Below are 25,006 nucleotides of genomic sequence, written 5' to 3'. Positions count from 1 at the left end.
TGAGTTTGATAAGACTATTTTCATGGGTATTATTAAATAAAGTTCGTCCTTACGTGCTGCGAATAATGAAAAGAATGAAAATAGGTTTCAAAGCTCATAATGTGTAAAGGAGACCTGCTTGTTACAACACCAGGTGGAACGTAAAGCAATTTGTTAGATATACATAAGGAGATGATACTTTATGCCTCAATGGCATCCGCATCGTGAACAAAAAAATTTACCTGATGAATTTCCTGTTAATCCGCTTTTTTCTCGACAAGGAGAAGTGACAATTCCAAGGCTGCGTATTGGTGATCAAGGTATGCTTCCCGAAACAGCTTATCAAATCATTCATGATGAAATTGCTTTAGACGGGAATGCCCGCTTAAATTTAGCTACCTTTGTTACTACGTGGATGGAGCCTGATGCAAAGCGTTTGTATGGAGAGTCTTTTGATAAAAATATGATTGATAAAGACGAGTATCCGCAGACAGCGGCTATTGAAGAGAGATGTGTACGTATTTTAGCGGATTTGTGGAATTCACCTAATCCTGATACAACGATGGGTGTTTCTACTACAGGTTCATCTGAAGCTTGTATGCTTGGTGGACTGGCGTTAAAAAGGCGGTGGCAGAAACTGCGTAAAAGTAAAGGGCTATCAACAGACCGGCCGAACATTGTATTTAGTTCATCCGTTCAAGTGGTGTGGGAGAAGTTCGCAAACTATTGGGACGTAGAGCCTCGTTATGTGAACATTAATGCAGATCATCCTTATTTAGATCCAGAAGGCGTCATTAATACGGTTGACGAAAATACAATTGGTGTCGTACCGATTCTTGGAGTGACGTATACAGGAGTTTACGAACCAATTGCTGCTATCGCAAAAGCATTGGATGAGTTACAGGAGAAAACAGGGTTAGATATTCCTATCCACGTAGACGCTGCTTCTGGAGGTTTTATCGCTCCGTTTCTTCAACCAGACCTTATCTGGGATTTCCGCTTGCCGCGAGTAAAGTCCATTAACGTATCGGGACACAAGTACGGTTTAGTCTACCCTGGTTTAGGGTGGGTGATTTGGAGAGAAAAAGAGGACTTGCCTGAAGATCTTATTTTCCGCGTTTCTTATTTAGGGGGCAACATGCCAACATTTGCGCTTAACTTCTCTAGACCAGGAGCACAAGTCCTTTTACAGTACTACAATTTCTTACGTTTAGGTAAAGAGGGCTATTATGCCGTGCAAAAAACCTCCCAAGAAAACGCGCTGTTTCTCAGCAAAGAAATTGGAGAAATGGACGCATTCGAAATTATCGCCGATGGTTCAGATATCCCGGTTCTTGCTTGGAAACTAAAAGAAGGATACACGCCAAACTGGACTCTTTATGACCTGTCTAGACAATTGCGCACGTATGGATGGCAAGTGCCTGCTTATCCACTCCCAGCAGACATGGAAGAAATCACAATCATGCGCATTGTTGTTAGAAATGGATTTTCAAGAGACCTTGCTCATTTATTTATGGTTAATTTCAAACAAGCCGTTGAATTTCTTAACTCATTGGATAGACCTGTTCTTAAAGACACGAAATACGACAATGGATTTCATCATTAACATCGATTACGAACACACAAAGCCGTGTTATGAAAAGTACATGGCTTTGTGTTTTTTTATGCATAAAAAGATAATCTTTTTAAAAAAATACCATAAATCAAACAAGAAAATATTCTTATATTTTCTTAATTTTGGTATAATAACCCCTAAGGTTTTATAGTTCTTTAGAATTATATAAAACCTAAAAAAAGATAAAAAAAGGGGATAATAGTCTATGAAAATGTTGAAAGTTGCTTTTGGTATTCCGTTGTTAGCCGTATTGCTAGCAGGGTGTAGTGATGAGTCCAGTGAAACGGTATCGCAAAAAGAAGAGTCTGCAGAGAAATCAACAGCGGTTCATACGAAAGAAAACGGCAACAAAACGGCTGTAAAAGAATCATCGCCAAATACATTACAAACAAAAGCATCAACCATTAAAAAAGCCGTTAATTCTAAAGAAGCTGATCGCGATTACTTATTAAACGTAATGAATGGTTATCAGTATATCCAAGTAGGTGACAATCAGTATATTTACTACGGGATTAATCAAGAGCAAAATGTTTTTTGTATGATGGAAGTTAATTTTGACGCCAGTGGTGATTATGTAGAAAACATCAATTTTGTTGATAATGCTTCAGAAGAACAAATTGCTTTGCTTCAAAACCAAATACAAGAACAACAAAAGCAATTATCAGACCTTGAGCAGCAGCAAATGGAAAAAGAATTAGATGATTACTACGCGCAGCTAGAAGAAGACCGACAAAAAGAAGAAGAGGCGCAGGCCAAGGCTGATGCAGAAGCTGAAGCTCAGGCAGAAGCAGATCGTAAAGCGGAAGAAGAACGTTTAGCAGAAGAAGAGAAGAAACAGCAGGAGGAAGAGGAAGCTCAGGCAAAAGCGGATGAGGAAGAAGCTGATGCTTCTTTAGAAGATGAGGCGCAAACAGAATCGGAAGCAGAGCAAGAAGAAGATACAGAAACCCTTGAGGAAGAGGAACCAGCCGAACAAACAGTTTCCCAAGACCAAGCTATCCAGCTAGTTCGTGACCAACAAGGCATATCTGAAGATTCACCTCTTCTTGTAGAATACGATCACCTTGACGACTCAGGAAACTATATTATCCATGTTTATGAAAATGTTGTGGATAATGAAGATACAGGAGAGGAACATACAGCTACACAAGGTTGGTATCAAGTAAGTCCTAGTGATGGGTCAATTACTGATGTTACGGTAGATGGTTACTAATACTGTAGTAGGTTTTTAGATGATAGATGAATACCTTTAAAATTAAATTACAAATGAGGGATAATTTATGAGTGAGTTAAAAAATATAGTAATCAAACCTTTACACGGAATTCCAAATGACCAAAATACGTATCATTTTATGCAAGAGACAATTACGATATTAGCTTCAGGAGAAGATACTAATGGTGCCTTTTCAGTTGTTCACCTTGTAGAACCTCCCAAAATGGGGCCTCCTTTGCATGTCCACGAAAATGAAGATGAAACTTTTTATATAAAAAAAGGGAGATTTATATTTTTTGTAGGTGATGAAATCTTTGAGGTAAATGAAAACGAGTACGTTTTTGCTCCTAAAGGAATTCCACATCGATTTGAGGCCGGAATTGACGGTGGAGAAATGATTGTCACAGCATCACCAGCTAAATTTGACAGCATTGTAAAAGAATTAGGCTTACAAGTTCCAAAAGATTCTGGGCTACCAGATTTCCAAGGTCCAACTCCAGAGCAGATGCAACAATTAGTTAATGTTGCGGAAAAATATAATTATAAATTCATCTTAGAATAAGCTTATATGCAAGTGAATTTCAGTTGATTTTCCTTTATATAAAAAATAGATGCGAAGTCTAAAAACACCTGATCCAACCTATAAAGCAAACGAAACAAAGGTAGGTACGAACTTAAGTAGTTCGCTGCATTGAAGTCAATCATCCAATGAATAAGAAGGTGAGGAACTTGTTATGAAGATGAAACGCTTACTGGCACTTCCGTTTTTAACACTAGGATTTTTGGCAGGCTGTGGGGAAGGTGCGCAAACATCTCAAGAAAATCAATCAAATACTGCAAAAAAAGAAATTACGTCATCGGACCAAACAGAGAGAGAGAAAGTTAAAAAAGAAGAAACAACCAACAATAAAACTAATTCAACTCATGTAGCGGAGCAGTCTCCAACGTATAAACAAGAGACACCTTCATCAAAAGAAGGAAACATTCCTGCAGGTAATGCCCATGGGTCCGCAACAGAACACCCTAAAAGTAATTCAGTAGAAAAGGAACAATCAAAGAGCGATCATTATTCTTCAGAATCCTCCCTACAAGGAGAAGACAAGACTGTTCCCTCTGAAGAAGAAGCACCATTGTGGGAAGATTCAGCAGCTATCGCGAAACATGCAGAAGAGGAGCAAGAACGAACTAGAAAAGCGGAAGAAAAAAGTGAACGTGATCGTGCCGAAGATGAAGAAAAGTCTATTGCCGAAGATGGGTTATTCATTAAAGTAACACCCGTCATGGTAGAAGAAGAAAAAGCAGCGGCTTATCTTATTCCAAAATTACCTACTGAAACACAGAAAAAAGTGGCAGAGGAAAAGAAGGAAAACCCTTCTGGATTTAGTAGAACTTTATGGAAGTGTTCACAAGTTCGGTACGCGCTAGATAATGGTATGCAGGAAGTGGATGATTCAGGTTTTTGCGGATTAACGAAATAATTAAAAATAGCACATGGTGTTCTGGTTACACCATGTGCTATTTTTCACTTAATGTTCAATCAGTTTGTATTCTTAATGAATCACCATTGTTTACTTACAAAAGAAATAAATTTGGGCTATTTGATAAAATTCATGACTACGATTAGGAAACATACCTTAGTGAGTGAAGCCTTGAAACTAGTAACTTGAAAAGTTTGTATGACAAGCGGATGGAGGGGAAGAAGTTGTTCTTTTTCCTTTTTTTTCGCTTCTACATTAAATCAACTACTATCACACTGATTCATAGCTACTGTAAACTTGTGATGCAAAATTGTAAAGTTCTAGGATAAACCATAAGGAAATTACTTAATTACATATAAAATGATACGTACTGGCGTATTCAGGCAATTGCGATTAAGTGAGCGGCCATTTTAACCACTTCTAAGATATAATCCATAGCTTGTACATAATTTAATTCATTTGACTTAAAGTTCGTCATTTAGGCGATTTTTAAGAGTTCTGTTTACAGCCAGCAAATTAAACTTATAAAAGCAAAAACTAGCTGACTTGAAAGAGAACTTACACACTTTAAGGAAAAAGTAAAAGATGATAGGTATTCTAAGGATCTAAGAGCAAGGGAGACCTCAATGATTTTATTTCTTTTTCTAGTTTACATAATATATATTCTAGGAACCAATTGATAAAACACAAATTCTGTCTCATTATAAAAGTATACTTATGATAGTGAGACAGAATTTAAAAATGAGATAGGGTTCGTATTTATATGATCTAACTCACTAAACTAATTAGCAACAAGATTTGTTCTAATTGAACAATTGCAGATATGATTTTATAGAAATACATATGAATTTCACCAGTTTATTTTTAGGATTGATCAGTTCGATTGATGTTTAGATTATATTTAGAGAGTTTGAAAAATGAATGAGTTTACTTATAGAAATTAAGTTTTACACTCATTCATTTTTTCTCATCGTATTCTCAATGAACCTTTTGCAAAACGATGAAATCTGTTTGTAATTAATATCTTAAGGATTTATTTGCTACTGAACGTATATTTTTCATTTAGTACATATGTTTGCATTAAATGGATTTTTATTCATAAACAAAAGTAAAAACCTCGTATTTTCTGTAATAAAATACAATTATAAGTATTTTTATTCTACCTAATTCCTTGTTAAAATCACTATAAACCCCTTTCCTATCAGCTTTTTAGTGATTTTAGTTGTAGTTTCCTTTTTCATCGGGTATAATATTAAACAAATAGATGACGGTATAAATTGGATGTCATTATCCAGTTTTAAAGGAGCGATACTCATGAACATTACAATTTATTATGGAAATCATGAAGATAAAACAATTCATACAATGGATTGTCACGTAGATATCGATTTAGATGATGAAGATATGGTAGCTTTAACAGAAGCTCGTTAATGAATATATAAAAGGCTGTGGATGCTTTTCATCTGCAGCCTTTTATTTTTTTTGCTCCCCCTCTTCTTTTCCATCTTTTAATGACCGCTACGTTTTAAGATCATTAGCTACTTTTATTATAAAATTTCAAATTCTCCGTTAACTCCTCTTTACTTTTCGACACATTTTTTGTATCATTAGATAAGAACATATGTTCGTTTTATTTTTTATCGTATTGATGATCACAAGGAGTGTTTTTGAATGACGGTACGAAAAAGAAAAAGAAAGAAGCTCCCTCCTACCCTATCCAACACAGGCTTTATTGGAGCAACGTTTGCTGATACAGATGAATTAGCACGCAACGAATATCACTTTCCTCGTAAACAAATGAAAATTACCCATCATGTCTTAGATGCTTTGCTTCAAGGGGCAACGCACTTATTTCAACAGCATAAAGTTGAAGCCGCTATCTCATGCGTGTATCTGCCTAAGTACAAAAAGATCGGTTTGGTTCTTTCTAAACAACCTTTTGGCCGCGATGAAGGCATTGGGTATTTTATTAATTACTTAAAGGAAATCGGACATATTGAATGGGATGAAAAAACGAAAGACTACGAAATACATAATACGAGTTTTATCGGCGTGGTATTTGCAGATCTAGAAAAAATTGCTAAGTTCACCTTCGACTTTGAGTTAGAATTACTGTCGAAGTTCGTCAAGGACTTAATTATTCCCGCTAAAGAGCTATTCTTGCAGCATAATGTAAAAGCGTATCTCTCAGGCGTGGAAAATGAAGATCAGCATAAAGTAGGGTTTGTTTTATCGATTAAGCCTTATGATGAACGTAAGGAAGCAGACTTATATTTTGTGGAATACTTAAAAGAACGTGGTTTATACGAAGAGGACGAGTCTGAAGAAGAGCTAGTACCTATTCATACAAAATGGAGCTTATTTAAATAACATATGTTATACCCGCTGTCGTAATAAGACAAGCGGGTCTTTTTTTGCTTTTTTACTAAAACCCAAAACAAATTAGTAGCAAGTACTAATAGTTAGTAATATAATAATAGTAATGATAAAAAATCATTGATATCTATAATATAAGGAGTCGTTTTTATGATTCAACTAAAAGATTTAGTTCCAAGTGAACATTACAACTTAACAGAGGAAATTGAAAAACATGCATCCGATCAACTTGCGCTAAAGTGGCAGGACGCTGACGGTGTGCGTGAGGAAATTACATATAACCAGCTGTTAGCAAAAGCAAATAAGGTGGCAAACGGGCTAACGGAGCTAGGATTAACAAAAGGCGATCACGTGTTGGTTATCGCACCTCGCCTTATTGAATCGTATGCTATTTACTTAGCATGCTTAAAAGCAGGTATTATTGTAATTCCTTCTTCAGAACTATTACGCGCAAAAGATATCCAATATCGTTTACATCACGCTGAAGCAAAAGCGATTATTTCTTACCATCCTTTCTGCAATGAGATCGATAAGATTGAAAACTTCCCTACTTCTCTACAACATAAAATTACATTTGGTGCTGATGTTACGTCGTGGACGCGCTTAGAGTCACTTACAGCGGATGCATCAGAACAGTTCCAAGCAGCTAACACAACTAAGGATGATACGGCATTCCTTCCTTATACATCTGGTACAACAGGACAGCCAAAAGGCGTTGTTCATACTCATGGATGGGCTTATGCTCACCTTCGTATCGCTGCTGCTGAATGGTTAGATATTAAAAAAGGCGATACGGTCTGGGCAACAGCAGGTCCTGGTTGGCAAAAATGGATTTGGACTCCGTTTTTATCTGTACTTGGACAAGGTGCAACAGGCATTATTTATAACGGACGTTTTGAACCTAAAAAGTTTTTAGAAATTTTACAGGATGAACAAGTAAACGTACTGTGCTGCACGCCAACAGAGTATCGCTTTATGGCTAAAATTGATGAGCTTGAACGTTTTGACCTGTCTCACCTTCATAGCGCTGTATCTGCCGGAGAACCGCTAAATGAAGAAGTAATTAATGTGTTTAAAAAATATTTTAATATCCAAGTACGTGATGGATACGGCCAAACGGAAAATACCCTTTTGATTGGTACCTTAAAAGGTGTAAAAACGAAGATTGGTTCAATGGGTAAACCGATGCTTGAAGGGTTTGTAGAAATCATTAATGAAGACGGCGAGCCTTGTAAGCCTGGAGAAGTTGGAGACATTGCCGTTCGTAGAGACCTCCCTTCTCTTTTCAAGCACTACTATAAAGACATGGAGCGCACTGAGAAAACGTATAAAGGAAACTACTATTTAACAGGCGACCGCGCTTCTAAAGATGAAGATAACTATTACTGGTTCCAAGGACGCGGAGATGATATCATTATCAGTTCCGGCTATACAATTGGGCCATTTGAAGTTGAAGATGCATTAATTAAGCATCCAGCGGTGAAAGAATGTGCCGTTATAGCTAGCCCAGATGCTGATCGCGGCCATGTTGTAAAAGCGTATGTGGTTCTTGTCGATCATGCAAAAACAACAGATGCAGGGTTTATTAAAGAGCTGCAAAATCACGTAAAAACTCTTACTGCACCTTACAAGTATCCTCGCGTAATTGAATTTATTGATGAATTACCAAAAACTAATTCAGGTAAAATTCGACGTGTGGAACTTCGTGAACGCGAGCAACAAAAAGCATAATAAATGAAAAAAAGACGTATCTGTTAGGATACGTCTTTTTTTATTAGATAGCACGCTGTGAAGTACGAACATCTACCGTTAAAACACCTGTATTTACGTTTGCATATGCTTTAATGATGACAGGATAATCTTTGTTGTTTGTGAACTTAAAATCAGGTCCTCCCCACGATACGGTCGCATCTCTTCCCGCAGGTACATAACCTACATGTTTTGAATGGTGAGACCTAGCTGTCACTTGAAGACCAGCGCCGTCAATCGCATTAAATAACGTAGAAGATGTTTGACAAATACCTCCGCCAATTCCCATCACCAGCTGTTTATTGATAATTTCAGGAGCAGGCTGATAGCCTCTTTCTGCTGTGCGCTCCCCAACTGTTTGATTATAAGAAAATGAATCTCCTGGTCCTAACACAACGTTATTAATTGCTTCTGCTGATAGCTGAACATTTCTGTTTCTGCTTGTATCACTTGGACGAAAACGTGTAGAATACGAAGCTAATGATACATCGGCGATCCCTTGAGCAGATGCTGCCGTGACATTTGGAGCGGTTTCGTATATCGGAACCTTTACCTCCAATTGTTTCGTATTTAAGTTCTGCAGATTTTTAACAAGTTCTGCTTCTTTTAAGATGATTTGCTTGGATCCGCCAGTCAACGATCCATTTTCATCTATTTTTATGTTTTGCATAGGTGTATCGATCCCTTTTGCCAGCTCAGACGCTAACTGTTTAATTTCTTGATCATATACACCTTTATCCTTGTAATGAACCGGCTTGAATTCTTTCATTACTTCTCCTGTACGGGAATCTTTTAACTGATACGTCAGTTCTTCGACTTTAAGGACTGGCTTTTTCTTTTTCTCAGCCTTTTTTTCTGGTTTTTTAGCCGCTTGTTTTTGTTCTATCGCAGCTGTTTGCTTTGCGGAATGATTTGTATACATGCCGTACGCAATAAACGCACTAACAATTGTCGCGCCAAGCAAGAGCGCCCCTAAGACTTTCTTCATGTAATTGAATCCCCCCATATCTCGGCTTTACCTCAATATGTTTTTTCTATAAAAATATGTATACATTCATTTTATACAAACATCTTATAAAAGACGATCTGCCAAAGTGAATAATCACCATTTTTTATATTTTTTTCTTTATTCAACACATGAGGTAAAGCGGAATGATGTTCATAGACCCCATTTTTTCTTATGAACTCAATAGAAAACAAATGTTGTATGCGTTTCCTGTTATTACTATTCTTATATATAATAGCACGAAAACAAGGATTTTTTAACGAATTATGGTAATTATTTTAAAATTTTTCTGACAATTTTCGCGGTGTTGTTCATTTTTCTATGGGCATTATACATGGTATAATGGTAAAAATGGAATTTGTTTTATGAGGAGGATTTACGCTTGACTGAACGTTATAGCAAAGAAGAGATTAGTCATCAGCTAGAAAGTATAGATCATGTAAAAGAAGCTCTTTTAAAATATAAAAACACCGTAATCGGTGAGAAATATGATTTGCTTCCCTACCATTTAACTTCAACAAAAGAGGCAATCTTAAAGACGATTCACGATAAAAAAAGCTGTATTGTTAGCGATATCACAAAAGTACTTGGGCTCTCACCCGGTGCTATCACCATTGTATTAAATCAATTAGAAGATGATGAGCTTGTGAATCGTATATATAAAAAGCAAAACCGCCGAAGCGTGTGGGTAGAGTTGACGGAAAAAGGCGAAAAAGTTGTCGAAATATTGCAAGCTACTCGTGTCGATTTTTGGTCAGATTTACTTTCACACTTATCAGAAGAAGAAAGAGATCAATACTTTCACATTATGAAAAAAATATCTCAAAAATTACAGCAATAAATATAAAAAAAGCGGCTATAAGGCCGCTTTTTTATTATGCGTGTGCTAAGGCTTGTTTTTTCACTTCGTTTTTCAACACTTTTCCTACACTGTTTTTAGGAAGTGATGAAACAAATACAACAGTTGGCACTTTATATGGTGCTAGTCGTTCTTTACAGAAATTCACTACGTCTTCTTCAGTTAAAGCAGATGCTTCTTGTTTAACAACAAATGCATATGGAACTTCGCCGTACACATCATCAGGCATGCCGACAACTGTCGCTTCTAACACACCGTCTGCTGCTAGAACAACTTCTTCTACTTGATCTGGGTAGATGTTGTCTCCTCCATATACAATTACATCTTTATAGCGTCCTTCAATATAAAGAAATCCGTCTTCATCTAATCGACCTGCATCGCCCATCGCTAACCAGCCATCTTGTAAGACAGCATTTGTTGCTTCTTCGTTTTGCCAGTAGCCTTTAAATAGATAAGGGCTTCGTACAAGCACTTCACCTTTTTCTCCAGTTGGAACTTCTTGACGTGTTTCTGGGTCTACAATTTTAACTTCCACATGTGGAGCCGGTTTCCCAGCTGAGCTTACTTTCTTCCATCCCATTTGAGGATGCCATGAACTGATAATCCAAGCTTCTGTGCTTCCGTATCCTTGAGCTAAAATCATTCCGTTACGGTCATATTGTTCGATTAAAGACTCTGATACTTTTGTTCCGCCTGACACAGCAAGTTTTAGAGGGAAATCATAGTGATCTCCTTTTTCAAGCTCTTCTACGATGTATTTTAATGCTGGTGGTAGTGCAAACAGCATTTTAATGTTTTCTTTTTCGATTACCTCAATTACTTTAGCTGGATCTGTTTCTTCAGAACATACCATTGTGTTTCCTGTGTTAATGCACATAAATAAAATGCTCATCGAACTCATGTGGAAGAATGGATGAACAAATAAATAGCGCATGCTTTTATCAATATTTGCACGTTCTTCCTGTCCGCCAGAGTTTAAAAAGGCACTTACCGATCCGTGTGCAATCATACATCCTTTTGATTTACCTGTTGTACCTGATGTAAACATCATTAATGCTAAATCTTCAGGAAGTACTTCAGGAAGTGCTTCTGGTGTGTTTGTGTTATACGCTGAGAATTGAGTTGTAAATTCTTTTGCATCCTCAATTTTTAACGTAAAGCTAAGTCCAGCCGTTTGTTCCGCTTTTTCTAATACAGACGTAAATTCATTGTGGTGGATAATCGCTTTTAACTGTCCGCTTGTAATAATGCTATCAAGCTCATAAGGTGTCATGCTCTTACTTAATGGAACAACGACTGCTCCCACTTGTAAAATCCCCATTGTAACAACTGGGTAAGCAATGCTTGTATGAGCTAAAATACCAATACGATCTCCTTTTTGAATTCCTTTCTCTAAGAAGTAATGAGACAATTGATTTACTTTTTCATGAAATTCATTAAATGTATAACGTTCATTATGTTCAACTAGTGCTTCATGTTGAGGAGAAATCTCTGCACGTTCTGCGACTAAGTATTGTAATGTGTTCATTTTATCCTCTCCTTTGTCCGCTCGGACTAAATATTTCGTTCGTGAATATTTTAATGACTAAAACATAATAACAAAAAATTTTTCCGAAGTAAAAGTTTAAAATTATCAAAATGTGTTTATATAGGTTGTATCGGGAAATGTTAAAAGAGATACTGTTTTTAAGAAGTGTTGTATTACCAAGGGTTTGAGAAAAATTTACAAAATTTAAACAGTTCAGACACTGGGTTTAATGAACTATTTTTTTCCTTTTTTTGTTTGTAAATTAGTTTTTATTTCTTGTTTTTCATTTTTTTAATATATTTTCTTACTTTCCCCTTATTCACCGGATTTTGAGCTCATTCATTGAATGAAAACGGTGAATATGAAACAATAATATATAAGTATTTGGATTTGAAAGGAGCAAATTTAGACATGAAAGTTCTTGTAATTGGTGCGAATGGTCAAGTAGGCAAACATATTGTAAACATTTTGAATGAAAGTGATGTGCACACTGTACGTGCGATGGTTCGTAAAGAAGAACAAGCAAAAGAGCTTGAAGCAAGAGGTGTAGAAACGGCTTTTGCAAGCTTAGAAGGCACTGTGCATGAAATTAAGGAAGTGATGAAAGGCTGTGACGCCGTTATCTTTAGCGCAGGATCAGGCGGCAGCACAGGTCATGATAAGACACTTTTAATTGATTTAGATGGAGCAGTAAAAGCGATGGAAGCTGCAGAAGATTTAGGAATTAAACGATTTGTGATGGTAAGCGCCCTTCAAGCACATCACCGTGAAAACTGGAATACTTCACTAATTCCTTACTATGTAGCCAAACATTATGCAGATAAAATCTTAGAAGCAAGCGGATTAACATATACAATTGTTCGTCCAGGCGGATTGTTAAACGAACCAGGAACAGGACGTGTAGATGCCGGTGAGAACAAAGAGCGCGGATCCATTCCTCGTGAAGATGTCGCGCGTGTGGTAGTAGAAACGTTAAGTGAAGATCATACATTCGGACGTTCTTTTGATTTAGTTTCAGGTGATACACCTATCACAGAAGCTATTCAGTCTATTTAATATAAAAAAGCAGCGAATGCGTATTCGCTGCTTTTTATTTATCATTTAATACATGTATTAAATGATAAATTACTTTTGCTGTCAGTCCCCATATGACTCGATCTTCATAGTAATAAAAATGTTCTTCCATCTCTCTTGTTTGCCAATTATAATTTTCACCACCAATAATCGCGTCATAAGGAAAATTATGTTCGGGTTCTACTCTGAAATTAATATTGTGTATATCAGGTTCGGTACGCTGAAAAAAAGAAAGAGGCACGGTAAATACTTCTGCTACTTCCGAAGGATTCGGTCGAAGTTCAAGCGACTCATCAATGAAACCTACATAAGGATAAATGATTGTTCCGAATTGAGAAACAATATAATCTAAAGCTTGTACGTGCTGAATAGATTGGGGTGTAATCCCTAACTCTTCAGAGGTTTCACGGATAGCCGTTTCTTTTTCATCTGCATCCGTCTTTTCAACACGCCCTCCTGGAAAACAAATTTCTCCGGGCTGTCTACGTAAATCGAGCGCTCTTACTTCAAATAAGACTTGTAGTTCCCCTTGTTTTTCAATAAGCGGAACAAGAATGCCAAAGCGGGAGAACTGCTCCATCCCAAGGATTGTCGGCATCCGGTTTTCTAACTTAGCTATAATGCGGGATGCATCCATACGTCCACTTCCTTTCACAAAATGAATTATCAAAAGAATAGCGAGTTATAAGCTGCGATGTCAACTAACCTGCAAAAGAAAGCTGTTATCTTTATTATATGAAGAGATGTATTGAATTGACACTACAATTGATAAAAATATATAACATAAATATAAATAAAAACAGATAGCACCGGCTACCTGTCTTTTTGTCTTGTTTTTAACAAACCATAAATAAGTAAAAAGAATGCCACCACACTGATAAGCAATCCTCCTACTTGCTTATCAGTGAGTCCAAAACGAAGCTGAAGCCAAAAGATAACCAAGCAAATCAAAATGACGCTGGTAGCTAAATAAAAGTAAATGCTGTAGAAAAACGGATTCGTTCTTTTCCGTTTGTAGACAAGTAGTGAGATGCCTATATACGTACCCAATAGTGTGAGTAATACAACAACTTCCGTTAATGTTCTCACTGCATTCTCCCCTCTCCCTTTTTTCTTCTATACCCCGTTTCTTCTTTTATCAAAAGGTAAAAAGGTATTCATAAAAAACCGCTTTTACGACATAAGGCGGTTTTCTCGCTACGCTTTATCCTGAATTATTTCCTTTTTTACATTGGTCGTTTTCATCTTGCTAACATCAGCTGCTTTTTTCACAAAGGCGTTTGTATTATACATCAAGAGCGAAGGTAATGACCGCTTCACAAGCTAATTCGCTGCCTACAAATGCTTTTCCTTTTCCTTTTACAATCTTTCCGCGCTGCTTAAGGATCTCAAATTCTAAGCGTAGTGTATCTCCTGGCCTTACTTGACGCTTAAAGCGACATTCATCTATTCCTGCTAAAAAAGCAAGTCTTCCTTTTTGGTGGTCATCCGTAGCCATGGCAAATCCGCCGAGCTGAGCAAGAGCCTCCACAATAAGTACACCAGGCATTACCATGTAGTCCGGGAAGTGACCTTGAAAAAAAGGTTCATTTGCTGTTACTTGTTTGATTCCTACAGCAAGCTTTCCTTCTTCTTGCTCTAAGATGCGATCAACAAGTAAAAAAGGATAGCGGTGTTGAAGGGTATGTTTTATTTGTTCAATATCTTTCATATGTATCGCTCCTTTTTCTTATAATAAAGGGTCCTTACCGTCAAATGCAGGAAACGTATCTGGATGAAGAAGCGGCGCGAGTTTTTTTAACCCTAACAGCAATCGGGGTGAAGGACGACAATACAGCCATTCTTCTAGTAAATATACACGATGTTCTTTTATGGCCGGCATGTCAGACCAGTTCGGTCTCTTGTGTAAAATCGTTGGATTTACTTTGTTTGTCTGTACGCCTACCCAAGCCAAACACACGTGATGTGGATTTCGTTTGAGCACTTCTTCCCAATCACTCTGTACATTTGCTTCTTTGTGATCAGCAAATATATTTTCTCCTCCCGCTAACGCGCTAATTTCGGTCAGCCAGTTTGCTTTTCCAGGAGTAAAAACGGGTTTTGGCCACCATTCCCAGTATACAGTGGTTTTTTCGATTTGACGTGCCATTCCTTTATATGTAGAAAGAAACTGATCATACCGCTCTAACAGTTCAGCTGCTTTTGTTTCAATATTTAATCGCTGGCCTAAATCCTGTAGATTTTGACGGATATCTTCTAGCGAATTAGGATTATATACGACGTAAGGTATCTTTCGTTTTTTAAGTTCTTCAATATTTCGCTCCATTCCAGGAACGCTTAGTGAAGCTAGGACTAAATCTGGCTTGGCTTCTTCCACCGCATCCATATTAATAGATAAATCGGGACCTAAACGCGGAAGACTCTGAATAGACTGCGGCCAATCGGAATAATCATCAATTGCTACGAGCAAATGCTCACATTTTAAATACGCTATTAGTTCTGTATTGCTTGGACAAAGCGAAACAATTCGCATATTTTTCCTCCTGCATCCATTTCTTTTTTTCTATTATACAATAGATTTCCATATAAAAAGCAGAGACTTTCACTGAAGTCTCTGCTTTTAGTGCTCTTTCTTATCCACCCATCGCACGATAAAAGAAATAAAAGAAACCCAAACAACCAAGTGAACTAATGCTTGTAGTTAAAATACCGATTGAAAGCAGCACCTGTCCGGCTCTTTTTTGTTTGTATCGCAGCATATAATAAAAAGCTAAAAGGGTGCCAATAAGTAAATAAATAGCCCATATGTAAGGTAGATTCTTTAGCTGAAAGATGTATCCTTGATTAAATAATAAACAGTAAATAAAAAAAAGATTTACGATAAAAAAGATAGGAAGTACACTTTTATTCATCTATTAAACCCTCTTCTATTCTTTATTTTCTGCTATAGTTATCTTGTTTTGATTTCTCAGTTCATCCCGTATTTCATGTAAATATTGATTTCTCTCTTTCATTCGCTTTAACACTATAACAATAACAGCTATCATACCAGCAATGATTCCTATATAAAGAACTCCAAACACTAAGATAGGTACTACACCCCAAAGCTCCATCTCATCCCTCCTACTTTTTGGTCATTACCTTATTTTACCGTATTTTGTAAAGATGTCACGTCTTTTATCCATGAAAAAGGGGGTTTGAATATACATTCAAACCCCCTAAAGAGATAATAAAAAATAATATTTATTATAGCGCTTTGCTTTTGACACTTGCTCCCGTTCCGAAGAACTTATCAAAAATTTGATAAAGAGCAGACAGGCCAACTAACCAATAAATCGTTGTTACTAACCAATCCCAAGAGCCAAATAGCTCTTCTACTACATTCACGCCTAATGCTACAGCTAACCAATTTAAACCGCCTAAAATCACAAGAAGAGTCGTTAAACCTGAAAGAAATTTCACGTTGTCACCTCCTTGCGAACTGCATTAGGAAAAGCAGCTCATGTTACATCTTATGCGCTGTATAGATCAGTATATGCATAGGCGCTATGTAAAATAGTTATAAAGAATATGTGATTTATTCTTTTTTATTTCCTTATTGTGCAGCTGCTGCTTTCCCAATTTGCTTAATCGTTTCTACATGCATCGCTTCGTGATAGAAACTGAATAAAAACGTTTCGCCAACTGTTGTAAAGTTGATACCCGCTTTATTTGTAAAAGGTGTGATTAACTGCTTATCAAACTGCCCCGGCATGAACTCTTTAATACGGCGTGCTTGGTCTTTCAACACATTCGCAATTTCTTCAAGAGATGGAGCAGCCTCGTTCCAATCAGCAGGTTTTGTTCCGGCACCAAAAAAGCTTTCATAACTCTCTGGCGTTTGCATCGGTTCACCAGCTAAGCCAAACACAAGCTTTTCTTGAATAAAGGCAATGTGTCCAAGATTCCAGCGAATATTGTTATTGAACCCTTTTGGTGTGATGTCCGCTGCCTCTTCTGTTGTTTTTTCAAGGATACTAATCGTAATTCCTCTTACAACGTCCATATGTTTTAAAATCATGTTTTCCATCGTCTAATCTCTCCTTACGTTGTCGTATTAGATAAACTATTCAATGTCTATTGTGCACAAATTACCCCTTAAATGCCACTCATAACATTTAAACCTTAAAATAAAAGAAAATTCAAAAGAAAATCCCCCTATATAAAAACTAGGGGGATTTTTTAAGCAGAAGACTTTAAATTTGAGACAGGTCCTTTGTTTGGCTTCGGTTTTAGCTGACCAAGCTTATTTTTCAGATAATCTTTTAATGCGCCGCGTTTTCTCTTGCGTCTTTTATCACGATTTTTAATAGTAATCTCCTCCTTTCCTTTTAGTTTTAAGACCTGCGTATTAAATGGATTCTTCTTTTATACATAAAATCCTTTTGAATTCTCAAATTTACCTTCATGTAATTCTTTCCTTTTTACAAAAAAAGACCAAAGTATCAAAACTTTGATCATTCAAGCTACATACGTAATCGATCCAATAGTGGAAATAATAGCGCTGTTTCTGTCATACCAAACAACAGGTTCGTATCTAACTGCAAAATAACTGAGGTGAGCGGTGTGAAGTCTGACAATTTCATCTGACAGGTAAGCTGATTGCTTTGCGTTGTCTTTTCTCTTTAAATTTAACACTTCAATAATTCTTTCCCGCGTCGTAATTCCAATTCCATGACCAAAATATAGAGTTTCATCTAATACAATGGTGTTTTCACCTTTCCACTGGGGAGTATCAGGGTTATAATCAGGGTTTTTAAAATACGCACAGTCTCCGGGCAAGTAGTCAGATCCTTTATAACCATGAAGCTCAAGATCTTCATCGTATTGCCAATCGTGTAAGTAAAGATCAGCAAAAAGCCTGTTAAAGTTTGCTTTTCCAATATTATTTAATACAGCTTTGTAAAAGATGATGATAACAGCCGTCGCGCACTCAAACGCGTATTCGTGTCCGTTGTAAAAAATATCATCGATGGCCTGATGAGGAGAAACGGTAGGTAGTAGCTGAAACCCTCCGTTATCGGTTCGTTTCCAATACTTTTCGTTGCACCTAGAACGGGCGAATGTAGCAAACCTAGCGCCGCTTTTGCGCAGCAACACAGACGATTCAATAATTTGTAATTTAACAGATACATCAAAATCAAGCTGGTCAAATGTAGCATACTCATACACTTCCCTATAGGCATCCATTTGTTTTAAAATGTCTGCTTTTTCTTTTGTTAACGAACTATTATTTAAATCGCTTATTTTCACAATTTGTTGATTAACTTTAATCATAGACGTTCTCTCCTTTACAGAAAATGATATCAATCACCTTCTCTAACAGGATATTGATAAAAAATTATTTTGTGTATCTTCATTTATTTAAAATCGTGAAGATTAGGAAAAACGATAAAAAAAGTAAGTTAACCGCTAATTTTTTCATTTGTTCCTTTTTGTCCTTTTGTCACCTTTTTAAATATAAAGCGAGCAACTAACACGTACAGTGGTAACACAATAATGACGGCAATAACATTTAAAATCCAAGGTATTGTCCCCATAAAAACGTTTGAAGATGCTTTATCATACCAGCTCACAATAATTATTAAAAAGACAACACTGGATATAAAAGTACTTACATATCCCTTCTTATAGTTTGTACTTCTCACAGCAACAACAAAGCCAATTACCAATGAAATGCCTGCTGACATTAAGACAAAAATCAAAAATAAATTTGCTACCTTTTGAACGTCCATTACTTCCCTCTTTCTTATAAGATTTTCACTCCAGAATTTTCGTTGCGTCACTTATAAAAAAAGTAAATTTAAGTACTTTGAACTGCCTAAAACAATTAACGCCCTTTTCTAGATACAATTCCTACAGTATTTTGATTAGCCGCTTCACTTTGTTTTTGATCAAAAGTTACTATTAAATTGTATATAAAAATTAACAAACCACACCCAACCATAATCCAACGCATACTTCCTTGGAATGCAGAATTAAAAATGTTTGCTAAAGCTATTATAAGTCCTGTTGACATGTTAAGATAATTCCAAAACAAGCAAATCGCCCCTCCTTAACCATTGCTTCTTCTTTTCTTAGGTCTTAATATAAATTCGTAGATGAACCAATAAATTAGAGGAAATAAAACGATAACGAGAAACCCGTTTTCAGCCGGTATATATTTGTAGATTAATAGCATAATAATTGCAAACACAAGGTAAGCTATCCAAAACCCTTTATCTCTTTTACGCATACTTACCACCTCTCTCTGAACTGAAATAGCATCCTAACGTCTAACGTATTTTCTATATACACAACCAAATCCTTTCTTAAAAGTACGTTATTAGCGAACGCCATACCAAGATAAGCCTAATTTTTAAGTCTAGGCTTATCTTGGTACTACCTATTTAGCAAGAAATACTTCTTCATTCACATTTTCAAAAAACGACTCCAACCTAGAAAAGTCCTCCTTGTTTCCCCGTGTAGAGAAAACTTCTTGATCATCATGAACAACAACCATCGTAAAAGTTGATTTGAAAATTGTAAGGATTTGCTTTCCTGTTTTTATTTCCCTGATTTTATTAAATGGGATATGTAATACAATAGGCAGCTTAGAGAAAACTTCTCCGTAAAAAAGTAGGCTTTTTTCTGTATAAGCTAAAACACCTCGAATAGGTACAGAATTTCCATTTGGTACACCTACAAGTCCCGAAAATCCACTTTCACATTCATAGTAAGTTAAAATAGATTCTCTAATTTCTTCGTCGCTATCTACCCTTTCTTTAAACTCTTTAGTTGCTCTCTCTTTTAAACTCATACTATCCCCCCTATAGAAATTACTTCTGTTTAACGTACACCTAACTAAATTTTATAATAATTACACTTTTTTGTAAATTTTAGGTATCTGCCACCTAATTAATCTTTCTAGTTAAAATAATTCATACAAAAAGTGCTTGGATATTTAAATATCCAAGCACTTTTTGTTAATCCCCTCAAACTCCCAAAACTTTATAGGAAGGATGCGTTTTTAATACTCAGGCTTAGCAACACCTAAATCCGATTCAAAATCAGTAAGGTACGTGCGGGCTCCGTTATATTTTTCTTCTTCTTCATAGTCATAATTATTACTTGTGTACGGATTGTTAACAATGTTTTTATATGATCTGATGGTTTTTAATTGAGTATCCAAGGAATAATCAAAACCTTTCATTGCGGTTTCTAATTCTTCAAGCTGTTCCTTACTAAAAGCATCTCGATGCTTTTGTAATTCATCTTTTATTATATGCAGTTTGTATACTGGTCCGTTTGTTATGTCATTAACTGTAGGTTTTATATCTCTATTAATATCTTCTTGAGAAGAATGGAGGTGGTCGTAGAAGAATGATATACCTAGATCCTTGCCGTCATCCCAACCTCTGGTGGCCTCGATAACCGAATGCATATTTTTCATCATTGTCACTTTATATATTGTTTTAGGGGAAGTGTATTTCGTATAAGCTTTTAAAGCCTCTTCTCCATTTAGTTTATCAACATCTTTTTCAAGGTTATTGATACTTATTTCTAACTCGTCATTATTCATTTTATTAACCTTTGCAGTACTGTTAACGGACGTAGATAACAAATTAAAATCATTTTTATAACTTTGAAACGTTTTTTCTATGTCCTCATCTTTATTAATAAGACGATCACATTCATTTTGGAGAAACGTTAACTCTATTTTTATTTCTTTTTGGGCTTCTTCTTGTTTTGTATTTTTGCTAATTGATTCTTTTGAGGTACATCCCATTAAACTAAAAGCAACAGTTAGAACAGCTGCTCCTGCTGCTATCTTCCTTGAATTCTTCATTGTGAAACTCCATTTCTTTGTTGTTTAACTTTTACATACTGAACAACTATATCACATAAATGGATTATTTTAACTATTTATATTAAGATTAAAATTAAAGGAATTAATAAAACGGGGGTTTGTATGAAAAAGTTATATTCTGCATTACTCGCATCTCTACTGTCAGCCAGTATACTAACGGCTTGTTCAGCAACGAACGTAAACAGTAAAAAAGACGTGGAATTCTATTCTACTGAAGATGAAGCCTTTGAAAATGCAAAAAAAGAGTCTACAGGAATACAAGATATTATCGGTGAAAGCAAATATGTAGATAACGAAAAGATTGTTATCTATACAATTAAAGAAAAATCGAATGTAGGTATAGGAACAGCTACATTAACTCAAAAGGATCAAAAAATCCGTTGGTATTTTAATGGGAATCCAGCTATTATTAAACAATCAAAGGGAAATACAGATATCACTAGTGAAATAACGACTCCAAAAGGTGTAAAGTACGATTTTTATGCCGGTACCCCAACAAAATCAAATATGGCAATTGAAACCCGTACCGATACTGAAGCAGTCCCTCATATTGATAAAGAATATGATATTTATTATTCCCTCTCCCCTGTTCCAAGAAATTAAGCAGCAATTGTTTTTAGTTATTTATAAGAAACACAGAAAAGTAGAAGTTTATGAGATAAGCTGCTACATTCAAATTCAAACAAAAACAGTGTTGTATTTGACTCTGTTTTCTTGCTTAAATTCACTTGAACTCACATAAAACATTTCCACTTTTACCCTTACGTCTTGTAGTCCCACACGTAAACAATTATACTTATTTTAGTAAATATTCATAAAAAAGGAAGGATAGGAACGTCATGCCGCCAAATCCATCACACCATCCTATTATTCTATTTGATGGTGTTTGCAATCTTTGCAACGGATGGGTACAGTTTGTTATCAAACGAGATTCACGTGCTCTATTTCGTTTTGTGTCGCTTCAATCTGATACTGCGGGAACCTTGCTGCGTAAGCATAACTATGAGCACCCACCACTTCACTCGGTCATTCTTCTTATGAACGGGAATCTTTACACAGAGTCTACGGCTATCCTACATATTGTCCGCCAGCTTCGAGGACCCATTCAACTAATGGCGTGTTTCCAAGTGGTTCCCGCGTTCATTCGAAACCTGTTCTATCGTTTCATTGCATGTAATCGGTATAAGTGGTTTGGAAAACAAACGTCATGTATGTTGCCAACCCCTGAAGCCAAAATGCGATTTTTGGACTAAGCATACAAATGGAGGAAAACAATGCGTTTATCAACAAAAGAGAAATTTCGTTTAAGTATCCTTGCGACCCTAAGGTGGACCATGGCTATTACGTTTCTTATTTATGGAATGGCCAAAATCTACCCAGGACAATTTATAACAGGCGATTTCGTGTTTGATTCAACAAAAGATTCTGCGATGAAACTGGCGTGGTATTTCTTTGGGTATTCTGATTTCTACAACTATTTTATTGCCACTGGCGAATTATTAGCTGCGTTGTTATTGGTGATACCGCGTACCGCGACACTAGGGAACATTATTTTTCTCCCCATTATTGCCAACATCACCGTCCTTAACTATTGTTTCAACATTCCTGCCAAAGTGGTGTGTGTTCCGCTTCTTGCGATGAGTTTGCTATTAGTATTGATGGAATACTCAAAGTTAAAAGGCATCTTCTTTGTCAACACTGCTACCCCAACGCAGAAAGTAGACGTTCAATCATCCGAAAGGAAGGTGACCGTTAAATGATCGTCTTTCTTTTGCCGCCCATTATCTTCGGTTTGGCGTGTACTTATTATTTTGGTCTTCGCAAAGAAGACTGAACACAGACAACTCCTTTTTTGTTCTGACTAGTATTTACGGAAACCAGGGAAGTTCGCGATAAGATACTAAAAAGAACTGCTGCAGGTAAACCCATAAAAGTGCAAATTGATGCCGCTGCATGTTGGCATTAAATTTCTTTATGCCACTTTCAAAAACAATAAAAAAGGCAGCAGCTCAACTTATGAGCTGCTGCCTTTTATTTATAGAAACACAGAAATAACCTTTTAACGATACCAAATTGTTTTATCTTGATACGGAATACGTTTTGATGAAACTTCTTTATTAGGATGTCCGACGTAAATTAAGCCTAGGAGCTTATCGCCGTCTTCTAGAGATAAAAAGTCATTCAGTTCTGACTGATAGACAATATCACCCGTTCTCCAAATTGTAGCCAAACCTTGTTCTTCCGCTACTAATAGCATATTTTGTATGCTTGCCGCTACGGCAGAGATTTCTTCAATTTCAGGCACTTTTCCTGAAGGACTTACTGCTACAGCAATAATGACAGGAGCGCGAAGCGGTCCTTTTTTTGCTTTTGTTGTTTTTTTCAACGCTTCTTCTTCACTTAAGTGAGCAGTTTTTTGCTTCATAATACGTTCCATTTCGTCTCCTAAACGAACGCGTGAATCCCCTGTAAACACTCGGAATTTCCAAGGCTCTGTCTTTTTATGGTTAGGAGCCCAAGTGCCTGCTTCTAACATAAGGTTGATAGCATCTTCTGATACGTCTTTGTCTTGCATAGCCCCAATCGTTCTTCTGGCCTTAATAATATCTAATACGCTCATGCTTTCTGTCTCCTTTTCTACATTCAATTTATTAGTATAGGTATGTATATATCTTATATATAGAATAATTGAAAATCATTCTCACTGTCAATTGTTTTGCCATTATTCGGGTTGCGATAAATAAATATGCCAATTTTTTATGCATGTTTGTTTTTTTAGCAGGTTTTCTTTTAATTATTTGGCAGTTCTGGTAAATAAAAAACGATTTGGAACATGTAGTCCAAATCGTTTTTTATCTTATACCCAGCCGCGGAAGCGAGAAGCTTCAGCTGATTTTTTGATTCCTGCCATGTAAGCAGCAAGTCTCATGTCTACGCCATTTTCTTGAGCGATTTGATAGATCGTTTCAAATGAATCCACCATTACCTTGCGTAATTTGTAAGCTACTTCCTCTTCAGACCAGTAGTAGCCTTGATTATTTTGCACCCATTCGAAGTATGAAACCGTTACGCCTCCAGCACTCGCTAAAATATCTGGCACTAAAAGCACGCCTTTTTCGTCTAAAATGCGCGTAGCCTCAAGTGTAGTCGGTCCGTTCGCTGCTTCGACTACAATAGAAGCTTTAATGCGATGAGCGTTACGAACCGTAATTTGATTCGAAATGGCTGCGGGTACTAAAATATCACATTCTTTTTCTAATAGTTCTTCGTTTGTCATCACATTGGTAAATAAATTCGTTACGGTACCAAAACTGTCGCGTCGATCAAGCAGGTAATCAATATCAAGACCAAGCGGATCATAAAGAGCTCCGTACGCGTCTGAAATGCCAATTACTTTTGCTCCTGCGTCATGCATGAACTTAGCAAGAAAACTGCCGGCATTTCCGAAGCCTTGAATAATAATCCGTGCTTCTTGCAAGTTAAGGTTTTTCTTTTTAACAGCTTCTTCTATACAAATGGTTACTCCTTTAGCCGTTGCAGTTTCGCGTCCTTGAGATCCTCCGAGTACGATAGGTTTTCCGGTAATAAAACCAGGAGAATCGAACTCACGCAGTCGGCTATATTCGTCCATCATCCACGCCATGATTTGAGAATTTGTATAGACATCCGGTGCAGGAATATCTTTAGTAGGCCCAACTATTTGACTGATGGCTCTTACATAGCCGCGGCTGAGTCGCTCTAGTTCACCAAACGACATGTTTCTTGGGTCACATACAATTCCGCCTTTACCTCCGCCGTACGGAAGGTCGACAATCCCGCATTTTAAACTCATCCAAATGGATAATGCCTTCACTTCTTCTTCATTTACTTCAGGATGAAAGCGTACGCCTCCTTTAGTAGGCCCGACAGCATCATTATGCTGAGAGCGGTAGCCTGTAAATACTTTTACCGATCCGTTATCCATTTTAACTGGAATACGAACCGTCATCATGCGCAGCGGTTCTTTCAACAAATGATACATTTCTTCACCATACCCTAGTTTTTGAAGCGCTTCTTGAATAACGGTTTGAGTAGATAAAAATAAATTAAGTGATTCCTGTTCTTGCTGCTGTTCTTTTTTTAATTCACTAGCTGTTTTTGTAATGGACATTCTGTTCACCCCATATTAATCATTGAAATTTCTCAATGATTTAATATGCAATTCCTGTGCCAATTTCAGCGGTTTTACAACGCTTTTATTT

General features: G+C 36.6%; 28 protein-coding genes. 11 read left to right on the top strand and 17 right to left on the bottom strand.

Annotation, left to right across the window (positions count from 1 at the left end):
- Positions 1-181: 181 nt before the first annotated feature.
- From NST66_RS10850 to mbcS, 6 genes are all read left to right on the top strand, one after another.
- On the top strand, positions 182-1,585 hold the full coding sequence (locus NST66_RS10850) for a glutamate decarboxylase (protein WP_049164657.1): 1,404 nt from the start codon (positions 182-184) through the stop codon (positions 1,583-1,585).
- A 214-nt stretch (positions 1,586-1,799) separates the two neighbouring features.
- A complete protein-coding gene (locus tag NST66_RS10845; protein WP_328180144.1) occupies positions 1,800-2,807 on the top strand; it encodes a hypothetical protein in 1,008 nt (335 codons plus the stop codon).
- A gap of 67 nt (positions 2,808-2,874) precedes the next feature.
- Positions 2,875-3,369, top strand: a complete 495-nt coding sequence (locus NST66_RS10840) for a cupin domain-containing protein (RefSeq protein WP_340843312.1) — start codon at positions 2,875-2,877, stop codon at positions 3,367-3,369.
- 172 nt (positions 3,370-3,541) lie between these two features.
- Entirely contained in the window at positions 3,542-4,285 is a 744-nt protein-coding gene (locus NST66_RS10835) for a hypothetical protein (RefSeq protein ID WP_034266315.1), read from the top strand.
- 1,671 nt (positions 4,286-5,956) lie between these two features.
- A complete protein-coding gene (locus tag NST66_RS10830; RefSeq protein WP_014459981.1) occupies positions 5,957-6,655 on the top strand; it encodes a hypothetical protein in 699 nt (232 codons plus the stop codon).
- A gap of 156 nt (positions 6,656-6,811) precedes the next feature.
- On the top strand, positions 6,812-8,392 hold the full coding sequence (gene mbcS / locus NST66_RS10825; RefSeq protein WP_034327751.1) for an acyl-CoA synthetase MbcS: 1,581 nt from the start codon (positions 6,812-6,814) through the stop codon (positions 8,390-8,392).
- A 43-nt stretch (positions 8,393-8,435) separates the two neighbouring features.
- On the opposite strand, the gene NST66_RS10820 is transcribed toward mbcS, so the two are convergent.
- Positions 8,436-9,398 carry a VanW family protein gene (locus NST66_RS10820; RefSeq protein ID WP_033579048.1) on the bottom strand — a complete coding sequence of 321 codons (963 nt, stop codon included), beginning with the start codon at positions 9,396-9,398 and terminating at the stop codon, positions 8,436-8,438.
- A gap of 400 nt (positions 9,399-9,798) precedes the next feature.
- On the opposite strand from NST66_RS10820, the gene NST66_RS10815 reads away from it, so the two are divergent.
- The gene (locus NST66_RS10815) at positions 9,799-10,257 is read left to right on the top strand and encodes a MarR family winged helix-turn-helix transcriptional regulator (RefSeq protein ID WP_013057155.1); all 459 of its coding nucleotides are present in this window, start codon (positions 9,799-9,801) and stop codon (positions 10,255-10,257) included.
- A gap of 34 nt (positions 10,258-10,291) precedes the next feature.
- Here the strand turns inward: NST66_RS10815 and NST66_RS10810 are convergent, their stop codons facing one another.
- Entirely contained in the window at positions 10,292-11,803 is a 1,512-nt protein-coding gene (locus NST66_RS10810; RefSeq protein ID WP_048020810.1) for a class I adenylate-forming enzyme family protein, read from the bottom strand.
- A 411-nt stretch (positions 11,804-12,214) separates the two neighbouring features.
- Here NST66_RS10810 and NST66_RS10805 point away from each other — a divergent pair, with 411 nt between their 5' ends.
- Complete coding sequence (locus tag NST66_RS10805; RefSeq protein ID WP_028413280.1) at positions 12,215-12,859, top strand: SDR family oxidoreductase; 645 nt, start codon at positions 12,215-12,217, stop codon at positions 12,857-12,859.
- 34 nt (positions 12,860-12,893) lie between these two features.
- Here NST66_RS10805 and NST66_RS10800 read toward each other — a convergent pair whose 3' ends face one another.
- From NST66_RS10800 to NST66_RS10740, 13 genes are all read right to left on the bottom strand, one after another.
- A complete protein-coding gene (locus NST66_RS10800) occupies positions 12,894-13,514 on the bottom strand; it encodes an NUDIX hydrolase (protein ID WP_033579046.1) in 621 nt (206 codons plus the stop codon).
- 176 nt (positions 13,515-13,690) lie between these two features.
- Positions 13,691-13,966, bottom strand: a complete 276-nt coding sequence (locus NST66_RS10795; protein WP_014459988.1) for a hypothetical protein — start codon at positions 13,964-13,966, stop codon at positions 13,691-13,693.
- A gap of 196 nt (positions 13,967-14,162) precedes the next feature.
- Entirely contained in the window at positions 14,163-14,588 is a 426-nt protein-coding gene (gene fabZ, locus NST66_RS10790) for a 3-hydroxyacyl-ACP dehydratase FabZ (RefSeq protein WP_033579045.1), read from the bottom strand.
- Positions 14,589-14,606: 18 nt separating this feature from the next.
- A complete protein-coding gene (locus tag NST66_RS10785; protein ID WP_340843311.1) occupies positions 14,607-15,410 on the bottom strand; it encodes a cobalamin-binding protein in 804 nt (267 codons plus the stop codon).
- A 100-nt stretch (positions 15,411-15,510) separates the two neighbouring features.
- The gene (locus NST66_RS10780; protein ID WP_221817427.1) at positions 15,511-15,789 is read right to left on the bottom strand and encodes a hypothetical protein; all 279 of its coding nucleotides are present in this window, start codon (positions 15,787-15,789) and stop codon (positions 15,511-15,513) included.
- A gap of 15 nt (positions 15,790-15,804) precedes the next feature.
- Entirely contained in the window at positions 15,805-15,990 is a 186-nt protein-coding gene (locus tag NST66_RS10775; RefSeq protein ID WP_340843310.1) for a hypothetical protein, read from the bottom strand.
- Between the two features lie 133 nt (positions 15,991-16,123).
- On the bottom strand, positions 16,124-16,339 hold the full coding sequence (locus NST66_RS10770) for a DUF378 domain-containing protein (RefSeq protein WP_013057146.1): 216 nt from the start codon (positions 16,337-16,339) through the stop codon (positions 16,124-16,126).
- Positions 16,340-16,472: 133 nt separating this feature from the next.
- Positions 16,473-16,946 (bottom strand): DinB family protein, encoded by a 474-nt coding sequence (locus NST66_RS10765; protein ID WP_033579041.1) that lies wholly within the window; start codon positions 16,944-16,946, stop codon positions 16,473-16,475.
- 431 nt (positions 16,947-17,377) lie between these two features.
- A complete protein-coding gene (locus tag NST66_RS10760; RefSeq protein ID WP_153252675.1) occupies positions 17,378-18,193 on the bottom strand; it encodes a protein-glutamine gamma-glutamyltransferase in 816 nt (271 codons plus the stop codon).
- A 128-nt stretch (positions 18,194-18,321) separates the two neighbouring features.
- Complete coding sequence (locus tag NST66_RS10755) at positions 18,322-18,651, bottom strand: hypothetical protein (protein ID WP_033579039.1); 330 nt, start codon at positions 18,649-18,651, stop codon at positions 18,322-18,324.
- Between the two features lie 95 nt (positions 18,652-18,746).
- Positions 18,747-18,956, bottom strand: coding sequence for a hypothetical protein (locus tag NST66_RS10750; RefSeq protein WP_251440335.1), 210 nt, complete (start codon positions 18,954-18,956; stop codon positions 18,747-18,749).
- A gap of 345 nt (positions 18,957-19,301) precedes the next feature.
- The gene (locus tag NST66_RS10745) at positions 19,302-19,715 is read right to left on the bottom strand and encodes a hypothetical protein (protein ID WP_033579036.1); all 414 of its coding nucleotides are present in this window, start codon (positions 19,713-19,715) and stop codon (positions 19,302-19,304) included.
- A gap of 210 nt (positions 19,716-19,925) precedes the next feature.
- Positions 19,926-20,744 carry a hypothetical protein gene (locus NST66_RS10740; RefSeq protein WP_154972927.1) on the bottom strand — a complete coding sequence of 273 codons (819 nt, stop codon included), beginning with the start codon at positions 20,742-20,744 and terminating at the stop codon, positions 19,926-19,928.
- A gap of 123 nt (positions 20,745-20,867) precedes the next feature.
- On the opposite strand from NST66_RS10740, the gene NST66_RS10735 reads away from it, so the two are divergent.
- The 3 genes from NST66_RS10735 (at position 20,868) to NST66_RS10725 (ending at position 22,525) form a co-directional block, all read left to right on the top strand.
- On the top strand, positions 20,868-21,368 hold the full coding sequence (locus NST66_RS10735; RefSeq protein ID WP_340843309.1) for a hypothetical protein: 501 nt from the start codon (positions 20,868-20,870) through the stop codon (positions 21,366-21,368).
- A gap of 236 nt (positions 21,369-21,604) precedes the next feature.
- Positions 21,605-22,018, top strand: coding sequence for a thiol-disulfide oxidoreductase DCC family protein (locus NST66_RS10730; protein ID WP_328141788.1), 414 nt, complete (start codon positions 21,605-21,607; stop codon positions 22,016-22,018).
- Positions 22,019-22,039: 21 nt separating this feature from the next.
- On the top strand, positions 22,040-22,525 hold the full coding sequence (locus NST66_RS10725) for a hypothetical protein (protein WP_063247971.1): 486 nt from the start codon (positions 22,040-22,042) through the stop codon (positions 22,523-22,525).
- Between the two features lie 299 nt (positions 22,526-22,824).
- Here the strand turns inward: NST66_RS10725 and NST66_RS10720 are convergent, their stop codons facing one another.
- Positions 22,825-23,385, bottom strand: a complete 561-nt coding sequence (locus NST66_RS10720; RefSeq protein WP_328141787.1) for a nitroreductase family protein — start codon at positions 23,383-23,385, stop codon at positions 22,825-22,827.
- A 237-nt stretch (positions 23,386-23,622) separates the two neighbouring features.
- Complete coding sequence (locus tag NST66_RS10715; RefSeq protein WP_154988746.1) at positions 23,623-24,915, bottom strand: Glu/Leu/Phe/Val family dehydrogenase; 1,293 nt, start codon at positions 24,913-24,915, stop codon at positions 23,623-23,625.
- Positions 24,916-25,006 lie beyond the last annotated feature (91 nt).

This window comes from Priestia sp. FSL W8-0524 (assembly GCF_038005965.1).
Taxonomy (GTDB): Bacteria; Bacillota; Bacilli; order Bacillales; family Bacillaceae_H; genus Priestia; species Priestia zanthoxyli.
This window is presented reverse-complemented; position numbering and strand designations above follow the sequence as displayed.

What these genes read in the sequence shown, in the direction of transcription:
- NST66_RS10745 (WP_033579036.1), bottom strand. Translation starts at nt 19,715, where the DNA reads ATGAGTTTAAAAGAGAGAGCAACTAAAGAGTTTAAAGAAAGGGTAGAT.
- NST66_RS10800 (WP_033579046.1), bottom strand. Translation starts at nt 13,514, where the DNA reads ATGGATGCATCCCGCATTATAGCTAAGTTAGAAAACCGGATGCCGACA.
- NST66_RS10755 (WP_033579039.1), bottom strand. Translation starts at nt 18,651, where the DNA reads ATGGACGTTCAAAAGGTAGCAAATTTATTTTTGATTTTTGTCTTAATG.
- NST66_RS10740 (WP_154972927.1), bottom strand. Translation starts at nt 20,744, where the DNA reads ATGAAGAATTCAAGGAAGATAGCAGCAGGAGCAGCTGTTCTAACTGTT.
- NST66_RS10730 (WP_328141788.1), top strand. Translation starts at nt 21,605, where the DNA reads ATGCCGCCAAATCCATCACACCATCCTATTATTCTATTTGATGGTGTT.
- NST66_RS10840 (WP_340843312.1), top strand. Translation starts at nt 2,875, where the DNA reads ATGAGTGAGTTAAAAAATATAGTAATCAAACCTTTACACGGAATTCCA.
- NST66_RS10765 (WP_033579041.1), bottom strand. Translation starts at nt 16,946, where the DNA reads ATGGAAAACATGATTTTAAAACATATGGACGTTGTAAGAGGAATTACG.
- NST66_RS10735 (WP_340843309.1), top strand. Translation starts at nt 20,868, where the DNA reads ATGAAAAAGTTATATTCTGCATTACTCGCATCTCTACTGTCAGCCAGT.
- NST66_RS10760 (WP_153252675.1), bottom strand. Translation starts at nt 18,193, where the DNA reads ATGATTAAAGTTAATCAACAAATTGTGAAAATAAGCGATTTAAATAAT.
- NST66_RS10780 (WP_221817427.1), bottom strand. Translation starts at nt 15,789, where the DNA reads ATGAATAAAAGTGTACTTCCTATCTTTTTTATCGTAAATCTTTTTTTT.
- NST66_RS10845 (WP_328180144.1), top strand. Translation starts at nt 1,800, where the DNA reads ATGAAAATGTTGAAAGTTGCTTTTGGTATTCCGTTGTTAGCCGTATTG.
- NST66_RS10830 (WP_014459981.1), top strand. Translation starts at nt 5,957, where the DNA reads ATGACGGTACGAAAAAGAAAAAGAAAGAAGCTCCCTCCTACCCTATCC.
- NST66_RS10720 (WP_328141787.1), bottom strand. Translation starts at nt 23,385, where the DNA reads ATGAGCGTATTAGATATTATTAAGGCCAGAAGAACGATTGGGGCTATG.
- NST66_RS10805 (WP_028413280.1), top strand. Translation starts at nt 12,215, where the DNA reads ATGAAAGTTCTTGTAATTGGTGCGAATGGTCAAGTAGGCAAACATATT.
- NST66_RS10785 (WP_340843311.1), bottom strand. Translation starts at nt 15,410, where the DNA reads ATGCGAATTGTTTCGCTTTGTCCAAGCAATACAGAACTAATAGCGTAT.
- mbcS (WP_034327751.1), top strand. Translation starts at nt 6,812, where the DNA reads ATGATTCAACTAAAAGATTTAGTTCCAAGTGAACATTACAACTTAACA.
- NST66_RS10810 (WP_048020810.1), bottom strand. Translation starts at nt 11,803, where the DNA reads ATGAACACATTACAATACTTAGTCGCAGAACGTGCAGAGATTTCTCCT.
- NST66_RS10820 (WP_033579048.1), bottom strand. Translation starts at nt 9,398, where the DNA reads ATGAAGAAAGTCTTAGGGGCGCTCTTGCTTGGCGCGACAATTGTTAGT.
- NST66_RS10725 (WP_063247971.1), top strand. Translation starts at nt 22,040, where the DNA reads ATGCGTTTATCAACAAAAGAGAAATTTCGTTTAAGTATCCTTGCGACC.
- NST66_RS10835 (WP_034266315.1), top strand. Translation starts at nt 3,542, where the DNA reads ATGAAGATGAAACGCTTACTGGCACTTCCGTTTTTAACACTAGGATTT.
- fabZ (WP_033579045.1), bottom strand. Translation starts at nt 14,588, where the DNA reads ATGAAAGATATTGAACAAATAAAACATACCCTTCAACACCGCTATCCT.
- NST66_RS10715 (WP_154988746.1), bottom strand. Translation starts at nt 24,915, where the DNA reads ATGTCCATTACAAAAACAGCTAGTGAATTAAAAAAAGAACAGCAGCAA.
- NST66_RS10850 (WP_049164657.1), top strand. Translation starts at nt 182, where the DNA reads ATGCCTCAATGGCATCCGCATCGTGAACAAAAAAATTTACCTGATGAA.
- NST66_RS10775 (WP_340843310.1), bottom strand. Translation starts at nt 15,990, where the DNA reads ATGGAGCTTTGGGGTGTAGTACCTATCTTAGTGTTTGGAGTTCTTTAT.